Annotated in this window: 17 protein-coding genes; 7 read left to right on the top strand and 10 right to left on the bottom strand. The window is 57.7% G+C overall.

Annotation, left to right across the window (positions count from 1 at the left end; genetic code table 11):
* Positions 1–88: 88 nt before the first annotated feature.
* From GS612_RS00515 to GS612_RS00495, 5 genes are all read left to right on the top strand, one after another.
* Positions 89–1,072, top strand: a complete 984-nt coding sequence (locus GS612_RS00515; RefSeq protein ID WP_152460310.1) for a tripartite tricarboxylate transporter substrate binding protein — start codon at positions 89–91, stop codon at positions 1,070–1,072.
* Between the two features lie 66 nt (positions 1,073–1,138).
* Positions 1,139–1,621, top strand: coding sequence for a tripartite tricarboxylate transporter TctB family protein (locus tag GS612_RS00510; RefSeq protein WP_171638726.1), 483 nt, complete (start codon positions 1,139–1,141; stop codon positions 1,619–1,621).
* A 1-nt stretch (position 1,622) separates the two neighbouring features.
* Positions 1,623–3,134 (top strand): tripartite tricarboxylate transporter permease, encoded by a 1,512-nt coding sequence (locus GS612_RS00505; protein ID WP_171638725.1) that lies wholly within the window; start codon positions 1,623–1,625, stop codon positions 3,132–3,134.
* Positions 3,127–4,311 (top strand): CoA transferase, encoded by a 1,185-nt coding sequence (locus GS612_RS00500; RefSeq protein WP_171638724.1) that lies wholly within the window; start codon positions 3,127–3,129, stop codon positions 4,309–4,311. The genes GS612_RS00505 and GS612_RS00500 overlap by 8 nt, the downstream gene beginning before the upstream one ends.
* Positions 4,308–5,075 (top strand): citryl-CoA lyase, encoded by a 768-nt coding sequence (locus tag GS612_RS00495; protein ID WP_171638723.1) that lies wholly within the window; start codon positions 4,308–4,310, stop codon positions 5,073–5,075. The genes GS612_RS00500 and GS612_RS00495 overlap by 4 nt, the downstream gene beginning before the upstream one ends.
* A 4-nt stretch (positions 5,076–5,079) precedes the next feature.
* On the opposite strand, the gene GS612_RS00490 is transcribed toward GS612_RS00495, so the two are convergent.
* From GS612_RS00490 to GS612_RS00460, 7 genes are all read right to left on the bottom strand, one after another.
* On the bottom strand, positions 5,080–6,276 hold the full coding sequence (locus GS612_RS00490; RefSeq protein WP_171228798.1) for an acetate/propionate family kinase: 1,197 nt from the start codon (positions 6,274–6,276) through the stop codon (positions 5,080–5,082).
* On the bottom strand, positions 6,273–7,670 hold the full coding sequence (locus GS612_RS00485) for a bifunctional enoyl-CoA hydratase/phosphate acetyltransferase (protein ID WP_171638722.1): 1,398 nt from the start codon (positions 7,668–7,670) through the stop codon (positions 6,273–6,275). Before GS612_RS00485 ends, GS612_RS00490 begins: the two co-directional genes overlap by 4 nt.
* 172 nt (positions 7,671–7,842) lie before the next feature.
* Positions 7,843–10,020: a Tex family protein gene (locus tag GS612_RS00480; RefSeq protein WP_171638721.1), complete on the bottom strand. Its 2,178-nt coding sequence runs from the start codon at positions 10,018–10,020 to the stop codon at positions 7,843–7,845.
* A 163-nt stretch (positions 10,021–10,183) separates the two neighbouring features.
* Entirely contained in the window at positions 10,184–10,924 is a 741-nt protein-coding gene (locus GS612_RS00475) for an aspartate/glutamate racemase family protein (RefSeq protein ID WP_171638720.1), read from the bottom strand.
* Between the two features lie 39 nt (positions 10,925–10,963).
* Positions 10,964–12,202, bottom strand: a complete 1,239-nt coding sequence (locus GS612_RS00470) for an FAD-binding oxidoreductase (RefSeq protein ID WP_171638719.1) — start codon at positions 12,200–12,202, stop codon at positions 10,964–10,966.
* 1 nt (position 12,203) lies between these two features.
* Positions 12,204–14,417, bottom strand: a complete 2,214-nt coding sequence (locus GS612_RS00465; RefSeq protein WP_171638718.1) for a TRAP transporter fused permease subunit — start codon at positions 14,415–14,417, stop codon at positions 12,204–12,206.
* 80 nt (positions 14,418–14,497) lie between these two features.
* Positions 14,498–15,505, bottom strand: coding sequence for a TAXI family TRAP transporter solute-binding subunit (locus tag GS612_RS00460; RefSeq protein ID WP_171119318.1), 1,008 nt, complete (start codon positions 15,503–15,505; stop codon positions 14,498–14,500).
* Between the two features lie 129 nt (positions 15,506–15,634).
* On the opposite strand from GS612_RS00460, the gene GS612_RS00455 reads away from it, so the two are divergent.
* Positions 15,635–16,579, top strand: a complete 945-nt coding sequence (locus GS612_RS00455) for a LysR family transcriptional regulator (RefSeq protein WP_171638717.1) — start codon at positions 15,635–15,637, stop codon at positions 16,577–16,579.
* Positions 16,580–16,623: 44 nt separating this feature from the next.
* Here GS612_RS00455 and GS612_RS00450 read toward each other — a convergent pair whose 3' ends face one another.
* The 3 genes from GS612_RS00450 to GS612_RS00440 are packed head-to-tail and all read right to left on the bottom strand — an operon-like array spanning position 16,624 to position 20,740.
* On the bottom strand, positions 16,624–18,837 hold the full coding sequence (locus GS612_RS00450) for a PAS-domain containing protein (RefSeq protein ID WP_171638716.1): 2,214 nt from the start codon (positions 18,835–18,837) through the stop codon (positions 16,624–16,626).
* A gap of 3 nt (positions 18,838–18,840) precedes the next feature.
* On the bottom strand, positions 18,841–20,010 hold the full coding sequence (locus GS612_RS00445) for an FIST N-terminal domain-containing protein (RefSeq protein ID WP_171638715.1): 1,170 nt from the start codon (positions 20,008–20,010) through the stop codon (positions 18,841–18,843).
* Positions 20,011–20,056: 46 nt separating this feature from the next.
* Complete coding sequence (locus GS612_RS00440; RefSeq protein ID WP_171169699.1) at positions 20,057–20,740, bottom strand: response regulator transcription factor; 684 nt, start codon at positions 20,738–20,740, stop codon at positions 20,057–20,059.
* 200 nt (positions 20,741–20,940) lie between these two features.
* Here GS612_RS00440 and GS612_RS00435 point away from each other — a divergent pair, with 200 nt between their 5' ends.
* Entirely contained in the window at positions 20,941–21,177 is a 237-nt protein-coding gene (locus GS612_RS00435) for a hypothetical protein (RefSeq protein WP_171638714.1), read from the top strand.
* Positions 21,178–21,212: the final 35 nt, after the last annotated feature.

Raw genomic sequence — 21,212 nt, 5'->3', positions numbered from 1 at the left:
GTGCGTGACAGGTTGATGTCAGGTTGATGTGTTTTTGTTCCACCCAATCTGAGCCGCCATGCGGCTGGTTGTCAAATGGGAGGACATCATGACGACATTCACACTGGGCCGTCGCGCCCTGATCGCGGCTGTGGCCGCAATTGGCCTGGCAGGGCCGGCTTTGGCTGATGGCCATCAGGTCGTGGACAGCATTCACTTTCTGATCCCCGGTGGCGCCGGTGGCGGCTGGGACGGAACCGCGCGCGGCACAGGCGAAGCGCTGACAAAAGCTGGCCTTGTTGGCACGGCGTCATACGAAAACATGTCGGGCGGCGGTGGTGGCAAAGCCATTGGATATCTGATTGAAAATGCCGACAGCAACCATGGCACTCTGATGGTGAATTCGACGCCGATCGTGATCCGCTCATTGACCGGTGTATTTCCTCACAACTTCCGCGATCTGACGCTGGTTTCGGGCACTATCGGCGACTATGCCGCGATCGTTGTAGGCAAAGACAGCCCGATCAACTCGATGGCGGATCTGCTTGCCGCTTTTGATGCGGACCCAGGCGGCACAGCGATCGGTGGCGGCTCGGTTCCCGGCGGCATGGACCATCTGGTGGCGGCGATGGTGATGGAAGCAGCGGGCAAGGATGCGCTTGGCGTGAAATACATCCCCTATGATGCGGGCGGCAAAGCCATGGCGGCCCTGCTGTCGGGTGAAATCGCCGCCTTGTCCACCGGTTTCTCGGAAGCGGTCGATCTGGCGAATGCGGGTGAAGTCAAGATTATCGGCGTGACATCCGAAGAGCGCGTTGATGCGGCTCCTGACGCGATGACGATGAAGGAACAGGGTATTGATACCACTTTCGTGAACTGGCGCGGCTTCTTCGCGGCCCCCGGCCTGCCCGAAGAAAAACTGGCCGCCTACCAGGAAGCGATTGCCAAGATGTACGACACCCAGGAATGGGAAGAGGTTCGTGCACGCAACGGTTGGGTCAACATCCACAACTCGGGCGCAGATTTCCAGACCTTCCTGGAGCAGCAGGAACAGCAGATCGGCGATCTGATGAAAAAGCTGGGCTTCCTCTAAGTCCGTTTTCGGCAGAGCGGATCCGCCGCTCTGCCTTCCCACGAACAGGAACAGGGAGGGGCTCTCATGGCGCTGGATCGCTGGATCGCGCTCATTCTTCTGGGTGTATGTTTGACATATGGCTACGCCGCATGGTTCACGATGGACGGCAGCCTGCCCCCTTTCATGCAGCGAAACCCGATCTGGCCCAGCACCTTCCCCAAAGTGCTGTCGGTTCTGGGTGTCGTCACCACCACGGTTATTTTGCTGGGCTTTGAAAAAGCGGAACCAAAGGAAGCCGACATCGATTACCGGCGACTGGGGGAATACCACCTTGATCAAGCGCTTATGTTGCTGGCCTTGATGGTGATTTACGCGCTTTGCTTGCGCCCTGTTGGATTTCTGATCTCGACCTCGGCCTTTCTGATCCTCGGGTCTTTCATTCTGGGTGAGCGCAAATGGCACGTCATGCTACCCGTCGCGCTGATCGCCACAGGCGCGGTCTGGTATCTGGTTCAGGAAGTTCTTGGCATCTACATGCGCCCATTGCCGGGCATTTTCGGAGGCTGACATGCTCGAAGGACTTCTGATCGGTCTGCAAACGGCGTTTTCAATTCAAAACCTGCTGATGGTAATCGCAGGGTGCCTGATCGGCACGTTCATCGGCATGCTTCCGGGTCTTGGGCCGATGTCGATCATCGCCATCATGATCCCGGTCGCGATTTCCATGGGCGACCCGTCCGCAGCGCTGATCCTGCTGGCCGGAGTGTATTACGGCGCCATCTTTGGCGGTTCGACATCTTCGATCCTTCTCAACGCGCCGGGGGTCGCGGGCACTGTTGCATCCAGTTTCGACGGCTATCCGATGGCCCGCCAGGGCAAAGCGGGCAAAGCGTTGACTGTTGCAGCTATTGCAAGTTTTGCCGGCGGTACGATCGGGGCGATTTTGTTGATGGTCTTTGCCCCTGCTCTGTCTTCGGTGGCACTGCTGTTCCACTCGGCCGAGTATTTCGCGCTTATGGTCGTGGGCCTGTCGGCAATCGCAGCCTTCGCAGGCACCGGTCAAGTGGCCAAAGCCGTCATCATGACGCTACTTGGGTTGATCATGGCAACGGTCGGTGAAGGCGCATTGTTCAACCTGCCGCGTTTCACAATGGGTATCATGGATCTGCAATCGGGCTTTGGCTTCATCACGCTTGCCATGGCCATGTTCGCCCTGCCCGAAGCGCTGTTTCTGGTGCTCAAACCCAAAAACCTTCAGGGGGATGACGGCGAGATCAAGGACCTGCGCATCACAGGCCGTGAAGCCAAGGCCATCGCACCGGTGATCGGCCGCCAATCTGTACAGGGCTTCTTCATCGGGGTTCTGCCCGGTGCGGGGGCAACGATTGCCAGCTTCCTCGGCTACGCGGTCGAGCGCAACATTGCCCCGAAAGAGGAACAGGACGAATTCGGCAAAGGGTCAATAAAAGGTCTGGCTGCGCCCGAAACGGCGAACAACGCGGCATGTACCGGTTCTTTCGTGCCGCTGCTGACACTGGGCATTCCCGGGTCTGGCACAACCGCGATCCTGCTTGGCGCACTGATTGCCCTGAACGTGACACCCGGCCCACGGCTGATGCTGGACGAGCCGCAGATATTCTGGGCCGTCATCATGTCAATGTTCATTGGCAACCTTGTTCTGCTGATCCTGAACCTGCCGCTGATCCCATATATCGCAAAGGTTCTCTCGGTTCCGCGCAATTACCTGATCCCCTTCATTTTGTTCTTCACTCTGATGGGGGCCTATATCGGGCAGAACAACGCGACCGAGCTTTTGATACTTGTTGGCTTCGGTGTTTGCGCCACGGCTTTGAAATTTGCCGACTACCCGCTTGCGCCGCTGCTGATTGGTTTCATCCTCGGGGGGATGATGGAGGACAACTTTGCCCGCTCGATGCAGCTCTATGACGGTATTGCTTTCATCTGGGAACGTCCGATGACGCTGGGTCTGCTTGTTGTCGCGGTGCTGCTGGTGCTGTTGCCCAGCTATCGCGCGCGCCGGGCGCGTGCCCGGGCCGCAGGGGTTGCGGACGGTGACTGAGCCACTGGCAGGAATACGGGTTCTCGATCTGACGAATGTCCTCGCGGGTCCGTATTGCTGCTATCAACTGGCGCTCATGGGCGCCGAAGTGATCAAGGTCGAACGCCCTGACGGTGGCGACCTTGCCCGCGTTCTGGGTGCTGATCCTGCCAGAAACAAGGCCGGTATGGGCGTCAGCTTTCTGGCGCAGAATGCTGAAAAGAAGTCCATCACGCTCAACATGAAATCAGAACGGGGCAAGGCGCTTCTGAAACGCCTTGTCCAGACAGCCGACGTATTGGTAGAGAACTTTCGCCCCGGTGTGATGGATCGGCTTGGACTTGGGTATGGCGTCTTGCGCGATGTGAACCCCAGCCTGATTTACTGTGCCATAAGCGGGTTTGGTCAGAACGGCCCCCACCGGGGCGATCCGGCCTATGACCAGATCGTGCAGGGTATCAGTGGCGTGATGTCTGTCACCGGCGGTCCAGACACCGCACCCTATCGCGTTGGCTATCCTTTGGCGGACACGATCGGTGGGATGACGGCTGCTTTTGCAGTGTCCGCTGCCCTGAACGCGGATCCTCGCGGGGCCTATCTGGATGTGGCAATGTCCGAAGCCGTGATCTCGACAATGGGTTGGGTCGTGTCGAACTATCTGATCGCCGGCGCCATTCCCGGGGCCCATGGCAACGAAAACACGACGTCAGCGCCGTCAGGAACATTTGCAACTGCTGACGCGCCCATCAACATTGCCGCCAACCGCGACGAACAGTGGCAGGCACTGGCCCAGCATCTGGGCCGGCAAGACCTGCTGGCCCACCCGGACTATGAAACGCGCGAAGACCGCAAGCGCAATCGCTACGCCCTGCGCGCGGCGCTGGAGGAGACCTTGCGGACCAGAGCGGCATCAGACTGGGTCAGCGAACTCAACGCAATCGGAGTGCCGGCCGGGCAGGTATTGACCGTGCCCGAGGCGCTTGATGATGAACAGCTTGCCGGTCGTGGCCTGATCGGGTCTTTGCGGGTGCAGGGCGAAGACATGAAACTTGCAGGCAGCCCCATTGTCATGGACGGCGAACGGCAAATGCCCCAAACCGCGCCGCCTGAACTTGGGGCAGACAATAACACGATCTGGTCTGAAATTGGGTTGTCCGGTGCGGAAATTGACGCTTTGAGCAAGGAAGGCATCATATGAGCGATGTGTCCGATTGGTGGACGACTTCCATCATCGATATGGAACCGGGCCGGATCGACCTGCGCGGAGAGCCGATTCAGGATCTGATCGGAAATCTCAGTTTCAGCGAGATGATCTGGTTCATGGTTCGTGGCGACCGACCATCTGGGGCGCAGGCCCGGTTGTTCGAGGCCGCGCTGGTCGCCGCCGTGGACCATGGGCCTCAGGCGCCTTCGATCGCAACGGCGCGGATGGCCGCAACCTGCGGACTGCCCCTGAACAACGCGATGGCGAGCGCAGTGAACATGTTGGGGGATATTCACGGCGGGGCTGGCGAGCAAGCGGTTATGCTGTACCATTTCGTGGCGCAACATCCTGGCCGGTTGGATCAAACGCTGGACGAGTGGATCGAGCGTGAAGGAAAGATATTGCCGGGTTTTGGCCATCGGTTCCACACGCCGACGGATCCGCGCGCACCACGTCTGATGGCGTTGGTCCGTGATGCTGTGAAGGACGGGGCTTGCGATGGTCAGTTCCTACAGATCGGACAGGCGATCGAGGCAGAGTTGGCCCGGCGCAAAGGGAAGCCCGTTCCAATGAACATAGATGGTGCCACCGCGGTGATCTATGCCGAGTTGGGTTTTGCGCCCCCACTGGCACGCGGTCTGTTTTGCCTATCCAGATCTGTTGGCATTCTAGCCCATGCGTGGGAACAGATGCAGCAAGGCGGCCGGAACAAGGGACCGACCCCGCCTGCCTATCGCTGGACCTATGTCGAAACGTAGATCGCTAGGCAGTTCTGAGCCGTGGGCGTTTTGCCAACAGGTCAGCCGCCGCACGGGCAATGACCAGTTCTTCATTGGTCGGGATTGCCATCACTACGACGCGGGACAGATCGGTTGAAATGATCCGGTCATTGTCCGCATTTGCATCAGGATTGAGCTCGATGCCCAGCCACCCCATCCCAGAGCATACCCGCTCACGCACCAGACGTGAGTTTTCTCCGATCCCACCGGTAAACACCAAGGCGTCGATACCGCCGAGAATGGCCGCCATCGCGCCAAGCTCGCGCCGGATACGGAAGGTGAAATAGCTGATCGCCTGTCGGCTTTCGCGTGTGTCCGCCTTTTCCAGGGTACGCATATCGTTGGACAGCCCGGACAGGCCCAACAGCCCAGATTTCCGGAACAACAGGTCTGAGATTTCGTCAGCGCTCAGCCCTTCCTGGTCCATCAGATACAGGACCACGCCGGGATCAAGTTGACCACAGCGTGACCCCATTGGCAGCCCGTCCAGTGCCGAAAACCCCATGGTCGATCCGACGGAACGCCCTCCGATCATCGCACACATCGATGCACCATTTCCCAGATGGGCCACGACCACGCGCCCTTCGTGCAAAAGCGGCGCTGTCTTTGCCATGTGATCCGAAATGAATTCATAGCTGAGCCCGTGAAAGCCATAACGCCGAACACCTTTGTCGTAATACTCTCGCGGCAAGGCAAAAACGTCATTCTCCCACGGATGATTGCGGTGAAAGGCGGTGTCGAAACAGGCAATCTGAACCGCATTCGGAAAACGTTCCATCGCGGCCCTTGCTCCGGCCAGATTGTGCGGCTGATGCAAAGGCGCGAACGGCGACAGCTTATCCAGCTCTTGAATGGACGCCTTGGTCAATGGCACCGGAGCGTCGATGTCAGGTCCACCATGGACAACACGATGCCCGACCGCAGTCACGTCGCTGTTTGGAAATGAGCGCGCAAGCAGGTTCAAAACCCAGTCCAGCGCTGTGGCGTGATCGCGTATTTCTCCGGCGGTGCCGCTGGCAAGGACACTTCCGTCGGAAGACTTTGCCTTGACAAGCGGCTCTGGCTCTCCAATCCGCTCCACAGCGCCGGTGCACACCATGATCGGATCGTCATCGGTCAGCTCGAACAGACCAAATTTCATGGAAGACGATCCAGCGTTCAGTGTCACGACATGTGTCATGCGGGTGCTCCGGTGCGCGGTAAGGAAAAGACTTCGTGCAGTGCCGCCACCGCACAGGATGCCAACCGGGCTTTGTCGTCATCGGCGCGGCTTGTCAAAATGATCGGAGCTTTGGCCCCCATGACCAGACCGGCCCCTTCTGCATTGGCGATATAGGTCAGTTGCTTGGCCATCATGTTCCCAGCATCCAGATTTGGCACCACCAGAATATCGGTTTTGCCCGCGACATCCGACACAATCCCTTTGGAACGCGCAGCCGCAAGGCTGACGGCATTGTCCATGGCAAGGGGGCCGTCAACAAGCCCGCCCGTGATCTGACCGCGTTCCGCCATTTTCGACAGCAAAGCCGCATCAACCGAGGATCGGATCGCCGGATTGACGGTTTCGATGGCAGACAGAACACCCGCCCTGGGGTTTTCGATCCCCAGAGACAGGGCCAGGTCGATTGCGTTCTGGACAATATCAATCTTGGTTTCAAGGTCCGGCTCGATATTGATCGCCGCGTCCGTCACCAACAAAGGTCTGGGTTGTCCGGGCACGTCCATGACAAAGACATGGGTAAAGCGGCGGCCGGTGCGCAGGCCGTTTTCACGCCTGAGCGCAGCCTTCAGCAATTCATCCGTATGCAGATGCCCTTTCATCAGCGCTTTCGCTCGACCTTCTGCAACCAGATCGACCGCCGCATTGGCCGCACCGACGTGATCGCTCTGCGGAATGATTTCAATCCCATCCAACGACGCTCCGATTTCGACGGCCGCGTTCGCGATTTTGTCCGGATCACCGATCAGAATGGGTGTGATGATCGTCTCATGCGCGGCCAGCAGCGCCCCACCCAAGGCGTTGGGCTCTTCCGGGGCCACGACAGCGGTCGGCATGGGCGGCAGCGGGCGCACCTTTTCCAGCATGGCATCAAAGTGACGATGACGTTTCACCACCAGCCCGGGCAAATCCAACTCGGCGAACACCATCTCTTTCTCCGGCGCGATCACGACGGCCTGCCCGCTGACGATCACGGCACCGTCCGATGGGCGCGTAACGACCGTGTCAAAGACAACCTCCCGGTTTGATCGCTTTTCCAGAACGGTGACTTTGGATACCAGCTCATCACCGGCATGCGCCCTTTCCACAAAATCAAATCGCTGCGATTTGTAGAGCGTCCCTGCCCCCGGCAGAACGTTCCCCAAAACGGCCGAGATCAGGGCCCCCACGAACATGGCAGGGGCAACCGCTTCGTTGATGTGGTCGCCGTCGCCGTCTTCGCTGGCCAGATGAAGCGGATTGTGGTTGCCGGAATTGTTGGCGAACACATAGAAATCATCGACCGAGCACGTGCGGGCCAGCTCGGCAGTATCACCGACCTGAAGCTTGTCGTAAGGCGTGTTGTGGTACTGCATGAACTGTCGTATCCATTTCGATCCGATTGGCGACGCTGAGAACTCTCTTGCTGATACCCAGTTCAGCGCGCAATGAAAACAACGCATGCCGGCTGCCCGTATCGGTCTGCACGCTATTTCCGGCGGGTAACGCCTTCATGTCGTTACGCCCGGATAATGTGCAGATTGCAGATCAGGCGCGCCGCTTTCCGCCGCCGCCCTGTTTGCGCATCGAAAGCCCGATCCGTTTTCTGGGTACATCCACCTCGACAACGCGCACTTTCACGACTTGCCCGGCCTTGACGACCTCGTGCGGGTCCTTGACGAAGCGGTCGGCCAACTGGCTGACGTGAACCAGACCGTCCTGATGAACGCCCACATCCACAAAGGCCCCAAAGGCCGCCACGTTTGTCACGGTGCCTTCAAGAACCATTCCGGGCTTCAGATCGGTTATCTCTTCGATGCCATCCGCGAAAGTGGCCGTGACAAAGCTGGGCCGGGGGTCTCGTCCGGGTTTCTCAAGCTCGGCAAAGATATCCAGAACCGTGGGCAGGCCGAAATCTTCGGTTACGAATTGTTGTGCCCGCAACCCTTTCAAGGCCCCCTCATGGCCCATGATGTGCCTGATATCCCGCCCGCAGGCCGACACGACGCGGCGGGCGACTTCATAGGCTTCGGGGTGCACCGACGACGCATCAAGCGGTTCGGCGCCGTCCCTCACGCGAAGAAACCCGGCGCATTGTTCAAAGGCACGCGGCCCCAGCCCGGCAACGGACAACAGGTCCTTGCGTGATTGGAACGGCCCGTTCAGATCGCGATGGGCGACGATGGCTTCGGCTTGCGCGGGGCCCAGCCCCGACACGCGCGCAAGCAAAGGTGCAGAGGCCGTGTTCAGGTCAACCCCGACCGCGTTCACGACATCCTCGATCGCGGAATCCAGGGATTGCGACAGGCGGTGCTGGTCAACGTCATGCTGATATTGCCCGACGCCGATGGATTTCGGTTCGATTTTGACCAGTTCTGCCAAAGGGTCCTGCAATCGCCGGGCGATGGACACCGCCCCACGCAGCGAAACGTCCAGATCGGGAAACTCTCGTGCTGCCAGCTCCGACGCGGAATAGACCGAAGCCCCCGCTTCAGACACTACCACCTTGGTTGGTGCTTTTGCCGCCTTGGGAAGCAGAGCCAGCGTATCCGCAACCAACCGTTCGGTTTCTCGGCTCGCTGTTCCGTTTCCGATGGCGATCAGTTCGATCTGATGGGCCGAGATCAGATTCAGGATGGCAGCCTGCGCTCCGCGTAAATCGTTTTTGGGTTGAAAGGGATATAACGTGTCAGTGGCCACGACCTTGCCCGTCGCGTCAACCACCGCCGCTTTCACGCCGGTGCGGATGCCGGGATCAAGACCCAAGGTGGCCTTGGCACCCGCCGGAGCAGCAAACAGCAAGTCCTTGAGGTTGCGTGAAAAGACCTGAATTGCCTCATCCTGTGCCCGACTGCGCAGTTCGGCCATCAGTTCGACCATCATCGACAGCGAAAGCTTAACCCGCCATGTCCACCCGGCAACCTTGCGCAACCAGGCATCACCCGGCCCTTGGCCACGGGTCTGCAAATGCGCGGCCACGATGGATTCGGCCCGAGCTGCCCCGAACTCTGGTTCCGGCGCGATATCAAGTGAAACAATGTCCTCTTTTGACGCCCGCAGCATTGCCAATGCCCTATGCGACGGAACATCCGCCCATCGTTCGGAATGGTCAAAATAATCACTGAACTTGGCGCCTTCCTGTTCATTCCCGTCGACAACCCGTGCACTGAGCAGCGCCTCGCGCTGCATGAAGGCCCGCAACTCACCCAGCAGAGTCGCATTTTCCGTCAATCGTTCGGTCAGAATGTCCCGCGCGCCGTTCAGCGCGTCACGAGGGGTGGCAACGGCCTCGCTCAGGTATGCCCCGGCCAGTGTTTCCGGGTCCGCATCGCGATCGGCCAGAATGGCTTCGACCAGGGGTTCCAGCCCGTTTTCACGCGCGATCATCGCCTTGGTGCGCCGCTTGGGCTTGTAAGGCAGATAGATGTCTTCCAGCTGTGCCTTGGTTTCTGCCCGAGCTATCGATTTACTCAGATCTTCGGTCAGCTTCCCCTGTTCTTTTATTGACTTCAGGATGGTTTCCCGCCGTGCCTCAAGCTCACGCAGATAGGTCAAACGCTCGGACAGAAGGCGCAATTGAGTGTCGTCCAACCCACCGGTTGCTTCTTTCCGATAGCGGGCGACAAAGGGAACCGTCGCTCCGTCGTCCAATAGATTGATCGCAGCACCGACCTGATCGGGACGTGCATTGATCTCGGTGGCTATGGTGCGGGCGATACGGTCCAAGGGGGCCTCCTGAAACGGCAGTGGAAGGGCTTCTTAACCAGCCGTTTCAGCAAGGGAAAGTCCCTTGTATCGGTCCTTCGAAAGGCATCGGCAAACAGCGACTGTTTTCGCGGCTATTCGACATGTCTGAGCCATTGGACGAAAACACGAGCCTGCAAGGGCCTCAGCCCCACGGCATCAGCCCGCAATACCCTGTGCGCGCGCTTACATTGTGCGCCATTTGCGCCAGCGTCGTCAGGTCAAAGACCGGCAGTTTCAGGTCTTCTTGAATGCGCTTTGCATAAGGCGGAAGATCTGTGCATTCCAACACCACAGAGCGTATTTCGGGCGTTTCGCGCTTCAGCCTGCGTGCAGTGTCCAGCACTTCGGCCTCGATCAGATCTGTGTCCATTCGGTTGCGCGCGTTGCGCAGGATGACTTCGGCAAACTCACTGGTGTGTTCCAGACCCTGTACGGCCACCGGAACGCCCCCCGCTCCAACGCCTTCAAAATGGCGTTGCGTCAGCGCTGACGAATCCGCTGTAATCACCCCGACCGGTGCGCTGGCCCCGGTCATGTGAAAGGCCAACGGCACCTGTATCAGGCTCGAAGCGAAAACAGGCACCGATACGGCTGCGGCCAGTTCTTTTTGGAACAGAGCGAGAAACCCGCAGCTTCCGGTAATCGCGCGCACGCCTTCAGCCTCAAGCCGTTGCGCGCCTTTTATGAATGGGTTCAGCAGATCAGGCGTCGGATTGTTCAGCAGCTTTGGCACCGTGACGCCATCTATCATCTCGTACAGCACCGGGAATGGCAGGCTGGAAGGGTTCTTGATATGACCGGGAGGTTTGGGAAAATAGCTTTCCAGACACAAAACCCCGATAGAGGCTCCGCAGATATTCTGTCCACCCTGATAGATCGGCATGATGGGGTAATCCTTCTTCGAAACGGTGGTTGTTGCGCGTCAAAATCGCGACAAGGCGAATGAATCCAATGGGATGTTGAGGCGTTGCCCTGACACCAGGTCAGCCACCAACTCACCTGTTTTGGGGGCCATCATCAAACCGTAATGGGAATGACCAAAGGCGGTGAACAGGCCCTTGTGTCCTTCAACCGGACCGATCGCAGGCAAACTGTCGGGAAAAGACGGGCGTCGGCCCATCCAGAACTGTGTATCCGTGGTGTTCAGATCCGGCATCATTGCGCGGGCCTGTGCGGTCAGAAGCGACTGTTTGCGTGGATCTGACGGCGCGTCGATGCTGCCGAATTCGGCCGTGCCCGCCACACGCAGACCGTCCTGCATCGAACTGGCCACCACCTTGGCATCCACGTCCATCACCGAGTTTTCCAGGCTGGCAGAGGGGGTCGGGAATTGGACATGGTATCCACGCTCGGCCACCAGTGGCACGGGCAAACCCAAAGGTTTCAGCAACCCGGCAGACCAAACCCCGGCGGCCAGCACGACAGTATCGGCGTGAAGCGCGCCGGCCGGTGACGTTAAGTGCCATTGTCCGTCTTCCGTGCGCTTTAATTCTTTGACTTCTGTCCGCACGAACTCGGCGCCTTGTTGACGTGTCTTGTCGGCCAAAACCGCACCGACCCGGCCAGGAGATGTGACCCGCGCCTGTCCCTTGATCAGGATCGCAGCCTTGAAATCTCTGGACAACGCAGGTTCGATCCGGCGCAATTCCGGTCCGTCGATCCGCTCTAGATGTCCGCCTTTTTCCTGCCGGATCAGATATCCCAGTTCTTTCAGGTCAGCCTGATCCGGGTTGCGAAACGCGTGGATATAGTTGGAATCAACAAAAAGGTCTTCGTGCCCGGTATTTTGCAGATGTCTTCGGTACAGATCTATCGAAGGGCGGCACAGCACCTCCATTGCGTCCGAGATATTGCGTACGGATTTCACGCTTGAATTCTTCAGGAACCTCAGGCCCCAGGGTATCATCCTGGGCCAGTACGCAGGTCTGACGGTCAACGCGCTTTTCGGGTCCAACAGCATCCCGGGGATCGTTTTCCAGATACCCGGCGTGGCCTGTGGAATGACCGACCAGGGCGAGACGACACCGGCATTGCCGAACGATGTCTCCTGCCCCGGTTCTCCACGGTCGATCAGACGCACGGCAATACCGCGCTCCTGCAACGAGAGCGCACAGCACAGACCGACTATCCCGGCGCCGATGATGGTCACTTGTTCAGGCATGTCAGACCGTTGCTTGAATTCGGCTGCGGGCGATCACCTGTGTTACGATGACAGGAGACGCCACCGCCAATGCGATCAGGTCAGCCGTCAGCGTGGGCGCCACGAAGATAATCCCGGCAATGGCCATCAGGATGCGCGACACGAGGTTGAGTGGCTGCAACCAATACCCCACGACCGCTGCCGAAAGGGCGATGACGCCGGCAATACAGCTGGCGGCGGTATAGGTGAATTCCCAAAGATCGAACCCGGTGGAAGACACGAACAGCAAAACCGGCGCATAGACGAACGCCATTGGCGCGATGACCTTGCCCAGTCCCAGCGTAAAGGCGGACAGCCCGGTGCGGAACGGGTTGGAATTCGCAATCGCCGCCGCCGCATAGGCCGACGTACAGACCGGAGGTGTGATCTCGGAGACCACGCCGTAATACAACACGAACAGATGGCTGGCGATGGGTGGAACCCCCAACTGCGCCAGCGCCGGCTGCGCCACCGAGACGAGCATGATGTACAGCGCCGTGGTCGGGATGCCGGCACCCATCAGGATGCAAACGATGGCAATGAAGACCAGCGAGATAAACAATTGCAGGTCTTCCATCGCAAACAATTGCCAGCTGCCGAACGAAATCATGTTGTAAAGGTCCGCGGCGAGGTTTCCTGCGCCCTGAGTAACCATGAACCCGATGCGGAAACCGATACCGGTTGTGTTGATCACACCAACGACGATACCTACCGCAGCGGCTGCAGCGCCCACGGCCAGAGAGTATTTCACACCCAACTCAACCGCTTGCAGCATCTCGGGCACTTCGATCCGTTTCTGCGGGTTCAGCGTGGCGATTACCGACAATCCGCACAGAATCGCCGTCATGGACAGGTCGAACCCACCGTCGGAGAACTTCCAAAGCACGAACGCAAGAAACGCCGCTGCGTAGATCAGTGTTGGCGGTTGCTTGATCCGCGACATGCCCGCGATCACCGCCAGAGATATGCCGCAGAAGGCCGACATGAAGGGCGTGTATCCAGTGAACAGAACCACCAGCAGACCGATCAGCGGCACGATATTGGCCCAACCCTCGGCCCAGACGGCCTTGAGCTGCGGCAATTGCTCTTTCGCCAGACCTTGCAGGTTCAGCTTGCGTGCCATCAGATGCACCACGGCAAAGACGCCGACATAGTGCAGGATCGCCGGAAAGATCGCTGCGATCACGATTGTGGTATAGGGCACCTCGAGGAACTCGGCCATGATGAAGGCCGCAGCACCCATGATGGGCGGAGTGATCTGACCACCGGCCGAAGACGCGGCCTCGACCCCGCCTGCAAAGTGACCGGGGTATCCAAGGCGCTTCATGTTGGGAATTGTCAGCGCGCCGGTCGAAACGGTGTTAGCCACCGAAGAGCCCGAGATCGTGCCGAAGAAGGCCGAGGATACCACCGACACTTTGGCCGGACCGCCCGTATAGCGACCCGCCAAAATGGTTGCGTTATCAATGAACAATTGTCCAAGCCCCGTTCGCTGAGCGATCACACCGAACAGGACAAAGTGGAACACGATGGTCGAAACGACCCAAAGCGTCACGCCATAGATTCCTTCCTGCGGAAAGTACATTGACGATACGAAGGTTTTGAAGTTCACGCCCGGATGTTGCAGCAATCCGGGAAAATAGGGGCCCATCAGCGCGTATGAGATGAATACGCAGATGATCAGCGGCAATACCCAACCAAGCGTGCGGCGCGCAATGTCCAATACCAGAAGGATGATGATGACGCCGAGGATCACATCATAGATGTTTGGGTTGCCCATGCGGAAGGTTTGTTCCTCGATCCCCAGGAACGGGATGCCGCGCCAGGCGAAACCCACGTAAAGTGCGGCGATGATGCCAAGCGCCATGAACACCAGATCATAAAGAGGGACGTTGCCGATGCGGAAGCGACTGACTTTGAGAGCATAGAGGCTTTTGGCCCCGACAATCGGGATCGTGGCGTAGACCAGAATGAACAGCAGAGCCAGATAGATGCCCATATGCCAGTGGTCGGCAGGCAGACCGAACCCAGCGGTGAAGAATTCGTAGAATGCAAAGATCAGGGCGACGACACGCAACACCTTGCCTGCCGTGGGCGTGACCTGCCGGACAGCGGCGCCTTCGTCGAACTGTTCTTCGATGGCCGCCAGTTCCTCGGCCGTCAGTTCGTGGTCATCAAATTTCTGGGTCTCGGACATGATGGCCCCCCGATTTCGCATAATTCCAGAGTGCGGTGCCCCAAGAAGGGGCACCGACGACAGGTTTCAGTCAGGTGTGGTTATTGAAGAAGACCGGCTTCTTTATAGAATTTCTCGGCACCCGGATGCAGCGGAACACCCAGCGCCTCGACGCCGTCGAGCGCAGTGTCAGGCGTGATCTGCTTGCCCTTTGCATGGCCGTTGTCCAGCAGCTTGCGCGTGTTGTCGTTCCACAGGGCCTTGGTCAGCTGATAGACCAGATCTTCGGACAGATCTGATGAAACAACCAGCATCGCGCTTACCGCAGGGGTCTTGGTTTCGGAATCGATGCCTTCATATACACCACCCGGGATAGCGGACGGGATATAGGCAGGAATGATCTCGTTGATCTTTGCCAAATCTTCATCGCTGAAGGAATGCAGGTTCATGCCCTTGGTCGAAGACAGCTGCACCATTGCGGCAACCGGCCATCCTGCTGCGTAGAAATAGGCGTCCAGTTGGCCATCGGCCAGACGTTCGGCGCTCTGGCTGTTGTTCAACTCGGCCTCATCCATGTTGTCACGGTTGACGCCCCAGGCTTCCAGCATTTGCAACACGGCCACCTGCGTGCCGGAACCAGCCTGGGCAATACCAACGCGCTTGCCTTTGAGATCACTCAGATCGTTGATCGTCTGGCCTGCGGGAAGAACCAGGTGCAGGTCTTCGGGGAACAGGTTTGCGACGATGCGCAGTTTCGGGTGGGGTTTGCCTTCAAATTTGCCCTCACCCAGATACATCGAACGGGTTACATCTGCCGCGGCCAGGCCGGCCTCAAGCTCGCCGTTTTGCACGGCGGCATTGTTGAAGACTGACGCCGTTGTCGACTGTGCAATCGCGATCAACCCGGGCACGCCGCATTGGCCGCCCTCTTCGCAGGGGCGTGAGCCCGGAGGGGCCGAAATTCCGTTGGCGATGGTCCCGCCGATCGGGAAATAAGTGCCGCCTGCACCGCCGGTGCCGATGCGGAAAAAGGTTGGGTCCTGTGCAAGCGCCGGTGCAGCCAATGCACCCGCCAAAGCCAAACCCGTCAGGCATTTCATCAATCTCATCGTAAGCTCCCAGTTGTGGATCATTGGATTCGGTTTGTCCGAATTCTGATCCGTTCAGCCTATGGAGTTTTATCATAAATACAAATTTGTTATATTTAACAAAACGAAAGTTTTGCTTATATATTAAACATGAACCTTGCTCAATTGACCGTTTTTCGTGAGGTGATGGAAACCGGGTCCATCTCTCAAACCGCAAAGAAGCTAAACAGGACACAACCTGCTATCAGCCTGGCAATCAAGAACCTGGAAAGAAGTCTTGGACTGACCCTTTTCGAACGAAAAGGCCGGCGTCTGATCCCAGTGCCAGAGGCGCACTACCTGCTGGCCGAGACCACCGGAATACTGGACAGATTATCTACGATTTCCAGCACGATGCACGGGCTTCTTAAAGGAAGTTCGGGCAACCTGAACATTGCAGCAATGCCGGGACCGTCCATTTTTGCCTTCCCGAATTTCATCAGCCGTTCCGTTGGCGGGAATCCGGACATCCGGGTTACGCTGTCGACCCGCAGTTCGCCACAGATAATGGAACTTGCAGGCACTCAGAACATTGATTTCGGGTTTGCAGATTTCGAACACCCAGTCGGAAAGAAACCGCAATTCACGGCAGAGATCATCAGCGGAGACTGCTTTTGCGCAATGGATCGGGACAACCCGTTGGCGCAAGAAAAGGCCGTTACGATTTCAGATCTCGATGATGTGCCAATGGGTGGACTGTATGACACCCACCCTTTTCAGAAGAAAGTGCAACGCGCTTTTCAGATGGTTGCCGCCACTTACAAACCAAGTGTGACGTGCCAGTATTTTCTTCCGCTCATTCCGTTTGTTGGATCGGGGCAGTGCTGCTCGATTGTCGATCCGTTGACCGTTGCGACGGAACGGAAGCTGAATATCTCGCATGGCCGTGTGGTATTCCTGCCTTTCAAGGACCCCCTCAGATACGAATACGCCATCCTGTCGCCGGATCATCGCCCCCCGTCGCAATTGGCGCTGAAAATAAAAGCTGGATGGAAGGCGGAAGTTGTGTCGATGCTGGATCAGACCAACGCCAACCCGCGGACTGAAGACTTCTGAAAGACACCCGGCCGCACTGCGACGCAGACGACAACCGGAAGAACTCAGATGCCGCGCGCAACAGAGGCCTCCAGCGTCGATTTGAGCAGTTGCGGATCTATCGGTTTGTAAAACAGCGGCAGCTTTGCTTGTTTGCATTGCTGGACAAGCTCTTGTGATCGATTGGCTGAGATAATACAGCCGGGCAAATGCCCGAATTCATCCGTCAGGGCGCGCATGGCGTCCGTGCCTGTTTTTCCGTTGTTCAATTGATAGTCGGCGACAACAAAGTCTGGCAGGATGCCTATTTCGCGCAGAAGGCCAATCGCTTCGCTTTCGCTTTCGCACTCCAGAACCTCGACGCCCCAGGATTCGATGGTCATGGTCAACGCGCCGCGCAGGTTTTCATCGTTTTCGATCAATAGGGCAACGGTGTTGCCCAGCACATTCGAGTTTGGTTTTTGTACCACTGAAGAGCAGAGAGAAACCTCTGGTTTCGCCCGGGCCAAAGGTATTTCGACCGAAAACCCCGTGCCCTTTCCAACTTCGGAAAACAGGTGGATGGGGTGTTGTAGCAACCCGCAGGCCCGCTCGACAATCGCAAGACCCAATCCCATGCCTTCGGCGGCGCTGGCATCTGAATGCAAACGCCGAAATTCCTGAAACACGATATCTCTTTGATCTGATGCTATGCCGATGCCCGTATCCCAGACTTCCAAAGCAATTGTGTTCTTGCGATGCCTGACACCAACAAGAACTTTCCCGGTCTCGGTGTACCGGATCGCGTTTGACAGCAGATTCTGCAATATCCGCCGAAGGTAACTGGCATCGCTTGTGACCCGAGCCTTTGTGTCAACAAAACGCAAATTTAAACCCTTGGCCTGGGCGACGGGCTTGAAGGCGTCTTCCATCTGCAAGAAAAGCTCGCCCACCGACACAGTGGACAGATGCGCCTTGGCCCGCCCGGAATCCAGCTTTGAGATGTCCAGCAGGGCTTCGAGAATGTGTTCGACACTGTTCAGGGCGCTTTCTGCTTTTGCTGCAACGGTCTGCGCGGTGTCAGTGTCCAAACCGCTGCCCAGTGACGCAACATAGAGCTTTGCAGCAGACAGAGGTTGCAACAGGTCATGGCTGGCGGCGGCCACAAAACGCGATTTTGACGCGTTCGCCCGTTCAGCCTCGTTCAGCGCGTCCGCAAGTTCCATTGTGCGTGACGCCACACGTTGTTCCAAAAGTTCCTTGGCTTCATACAAGGCCTGCGCAGACCTCCGTTCCGCAGTTACATCGGTAAAGGAAATCACAAAGCCCCGATCGGGCATTTCCTGGGCAAAGACCGACAGGATTTTCGATCGCCCCCGATGCATCTGGAACTGAAGAGGGCGGCGATAGGTTGGTCGGCTGACCCAATCCAGCAGATCCGCCTCGGTTATGCCTTTCTGAAAGCTGATGTTGTCGCCCAAGCGATTAGACAGGGTTTCAAACCGCGTGCCCATCTGAAACTGAGTGATCGGTATCGCCAAAAGCTCGCTTGCGCGGGTGTTCCACCCGATCATGCGGTGCTTGTTGTCAAAGATGCAGACGCCCTGATCGATATGTTCAAGCGTAGCGCGGATCAGCCGCGCCTTATCGTCAAGAATGCGATCCCTTTCTTGCCGTTCGATCCGCATGATGTCTGTTACGTCAGTTTGCAGGATCACGGTGCCCCCGTCTGGGGTGCGGTGTTCTGACACTTGCGTCCACCGATTGCCCGAAAGACGAACATTGAACACCACGTGATCATCTGCGTGACGATCCAGGCGGCTTCTGGCCCAATCCTCTGGGGTCATTGTCTCCGGCAAGGACAGGAACCCGGATTGGCTGACCAGTTCCACGTAGTCGGCAAAGCGCAAGCCGGGGTTCAGCTGTTCCTGAATGTCGGGCATATGCATCCCGAACCGGCTGTTGCACAGCACCAGTTCTTCGTCACGATTGAACAGGGCAAAGCCTTCCTGCACAGTTTCGATCGCATTTGCCAAATCTGCGCGCGCTGCTTCGGTTTCCTTGTTGGCCTGCGCCAACCTGGCGTTGGAGTCATTCAGAAGCTCAAGCGCGCGCTCAAGGTCATCCGTTCGGGCGCGGACCTCTTGTTCAAGCACCGCCGCCCGTTGGAACTGAGCATAAGCCGCGCCAGAGGCATTGGTGGATTCTTCGACCCGCCGCATCAGGGCTTCGGCGATTTTCCTAAGCTTCTCGTTCTGACGATCAAGTGAGTCCGAGGGGTCTGTGAGATGCTCGATCATACCTTACTCTTTCTCGGGCGGGTATATCGCCACGCCGGTCAGGGTCTGGTTCACATGGATCGAATTGAATTGCTCTCCATAGGTCGAGAAACCGACCACGTGATGGCGGGACAGGATGTCCGAGATCGCGTGCGTCTTCTGCTTTTGCTGGGCCTCCAGCCGACGAAGGATGCAGTCACAACCCAAAATGGTGTCGGGTAGCTGCTTCTCGGTCAACAGGCTGATTTCTTCCTGTAGATGTTCAACCATGTCCCGAGGTTCTGCCAGCGTCAGGACCAAGCCTTCGTCAATCGCCGAAAAAAAGACGAGATCGCCATTTCCCGCCACCTGCTGGATCGCGCGGACATGGTGTTGCCCGCCTATTTGCACAACGACCGGATGGGCCGCGAATGTGAATGTGGTGAGCTGTTCGGGGTCTTTGCCGAGAATACGGGCGTATTCGCGGGCAGCGGGTTCGGCATTGATTTCCTGAACGATGCGTTTTGCCGGGTCTGCCTTGGTCACGACCATGCGATGGGCGGTGGGCAGAAGGTGATCGGTTTTGAACACCTTGATCGGACACGGCGTGCGAACCTGCGTGAGTACGGCTGCGTTGCTTCTTGCCTGCCCCTGATACAGAACATATGTGCGCCCGAATTTGGTTCCATCCCCCGCCGAACCGCCGAACAATGGCACTGGTCCCAGCCCCACAGCCAATTCCGACGTCAGTTCATCTTCTTTTGTCGACAGCCCGTCGATCATCAGGAAAGTGAATTCATGGCTCCAGTCGGGCGCGTTTGCCATCATCGCGTTTCTGTTGTGGATCATCTCTTTGATGATGCTGTCGGAATCGAATTCGTTCAGATCCGGAACAAGAACCGTGCGTATGTCGAAATGGGATTGCGGCAGGCCGATCGCGACGATCTGATCTTCGCAATACCCACTATCCGCCAGCTCTCCGGCGGTGGTGCAACCAACAATCGGGGTCGGCGCAAAGGCGCGTTCGGCATCCGCGATCACCACGGATGCATCGGCGTTCGGGCTGACAAAAAGAATGACAAGCGCAAGTGGGTCATCACCCAACTGGCGTCTGAGTGTATCGATCGACTGCCCGGTGTCGTGTCGTGCAAAAGCCGTTTTAACGATGCCTGGCGTACGGGCCCGGGCTGTTGCCCACCCGACTGCTTGGTCCATCGTGCCTCCTCCCTAAAAGCGCGACGATGACGTGAGAGTATGACGCTTAGCCTTGGTCTTGCAAGACACTGGCAAAGGACGCTTTCTTGACGATCAGAACCGCCTGCGTGCGGCTTTGAACACCCAGTTTTCGCATTATTGCTGTCACGTGCGCTTTGACCGTCGTTTCCGCAATCGACAAGTCATAGGCGATTTGCTTGTTCAGTTTGCCTTCGCAGATCAGTTGCAGGATGCGCGCCTGCTGATTTGTCAGTGTCGCCAGTCGTTTTACGGCTTCGCCGTGTTCGTCCTCTTCCTCTGTGTCAATCAAAATACAGCCCTCCGGCACGAAAACGTCACCGGCGTGCACTGTCTCGAATGCAGTGCGGAACACGTCGCGCTGACTGTGCTTGGGGACATAGCCTGATGCGCCGGCCTGTATCACCTGGCTGACAACGCGGTTATCCGTCAGCGACGACACCACGATCACCGGTGCGTCCGTGGAAGCCTTCAAGCGGATCAGACCTTCCAGACCGTCCACATCCGGCAAATTGAGATCCAGCATGACCGCATCGGGTTTCAGCCCACTTGCCAGCAGATCCAAGGCGTCCTCCAGTCGGTCTGCCGTATGGACTTCCCGGATCTGAGCCACACTTTGCAGGGTCATCGACAAGGCGTCGCAAAACAACGGATGGTCATCAACGATCAGAACGTTGTCGAAATCATTGCGCGCGGCGGATTCAGCAAACATCTGGTATAGCCTTTTGCATTCAAATGGTCTCCAGCCTAACCAATCCTAGCAACGAATGAAAACCACGCATACTGGCGGAAGGTCGTATTACAACGCGCACCCCGGATCAGGATCAGAAGCGTGTGACATGTTCTGTAACTGAACCGGATCAGCTCGCCGTTCTCTTGTCCGGGTTGCAGGCTGCCCGGCGATGCCCGAGCATGTCAGGAACGACCAAGTTTTCTACTCCGTCTTGGTCGCCCACCGCAGTGAATGCACTATCCGACGTCCAGGATATCAGAACTGCTGGCGACCTGAGCCAATATCAGTCGCGTTTCAATTTTCGGTTACACAGCTATGATGCTGGTGTTTCCAAATCAGCGATGTCGCAGGAAGGGCGCATCGCCGAAATCTTCAAACGTCACGGCCATACACATTCGCCGCCCGCGCTGCGGTGACTACACCCAAGGTCTTATAGGCAAGGCTGCGAACA

It is taken from the genome of Ruegeria sp. HKCCD6157 (genome assembly GCF_013110685.1).
In the GTDB taxonomy this organism is placed as follows: Bacteria; Pseudomonadota; Alphaproteobacteria; order Rhodobacterales; family Rhodobacteraceae; genus Ruegeria.
Note: the sequence above shows the minus strand (reverse complement) of the source record. Positions and strands in the feature narration are given on the sequence as shown.

Coding starts and splice junctions, on each gene's coding strand:
- GS612_RS00470 (WP_171638719.1), bottom strand. CDS start 12,202: ATGCCTGAACAAGTGACCATCATCGGCGCCGGGATAGTCGGTCTGTGC.
- GS612_RS00460 (WP_171119318.1), bottom strand. CDS start 15,505: ATGAGATTGATGAAATGCCTGACGGGTTTGGCTTTGGCGGGTGCATTG.
- GS612_RS00495 (WP_171638723.1), top strand. CDS start 4,308: ATGAGCGATGTGTCCGATTGGTGGACGACTTCCATCATCGATATGGAA.
- GS612_RS00465 (WP_171638718.1), bottom strand. CDS start 14,417: ATGTCCGAGACCCAGAAATTTGATGACCACGAACTGACGGCCGAGGAA.
- GS612_RS00475 (WP_171638720.1), bottom strand. CDS start 10,924: ATGCCGATCTATCAGGGTGGACAGAATATCTGCGGAGCCTCTATCGGG.
- GS612_RS00440 (WP_171169699.1), bottom strand. CDS start 20,740: ATGTTTGCTGAATCCGCCGCGCGCAATGATTTCGACAACGTTCTGATC.
- GS612_RS00505 (WP_171638725.1), top strand. CDS start 1,623: ATGCTCGAAGGACTTCTGATCGGTCTGCAAACGGCGTTTTCAATTCAA.
- GS612_RS00435 (WP_171638714.1), top strand. CDS start 20,941: ATGTCAGGAACGACCAAGTTTTCTACTCCGTCTTGGTCGCCCACCGCA.
- GS612_RS00455 (WP_171638717.1), top strand. CDS start 15,635: ATGAACCTTGCTCAATTGACCGTTTTTCGTGAGGTGATGGAAACCGGG.
- GS612_RS00450 (WP_171638716.1), bottom strand. CDS start 18,837: ATGATCGAGCATCTCACAGACCCCTCGGACTCACTTGATCGTCAGAAC.
- GS612_RS00510 (WP_171638726.1), top strand. CDS start 1,139: ATGGCGCTGGATCGCTGGATCGCGCTCATTCTTCTGGGTGTATGTTTG.
- GS612_RS00490 (WP_171228798.1), bottom strand. CDS start 6,276: ATGACACATGTCGTGACACTGAACGCTGGATCGTCTTCCATGAAATTT.
- GS612_RS00445 (WP_171638715.1), bottom strand. CDS start 20,010: ATGGACCAAGCAGTCGGGTGGGCAACAGCCCGGGCCCGTACGCCAGGC.
- GS612_RS00515 (WP_152460310.1), top strand. CDS start 89: ATGACGACATTCACACTGGGCCGTCGCGCCCTGATCGCGGCTGTGGCC.
- GS612_RS00485 (WP_171638722.1), bottom strand. CDS start 7,670: ATGCAGTACCACAACACGCCTTACGACAAGCTTCAGGTCGGTGATACT.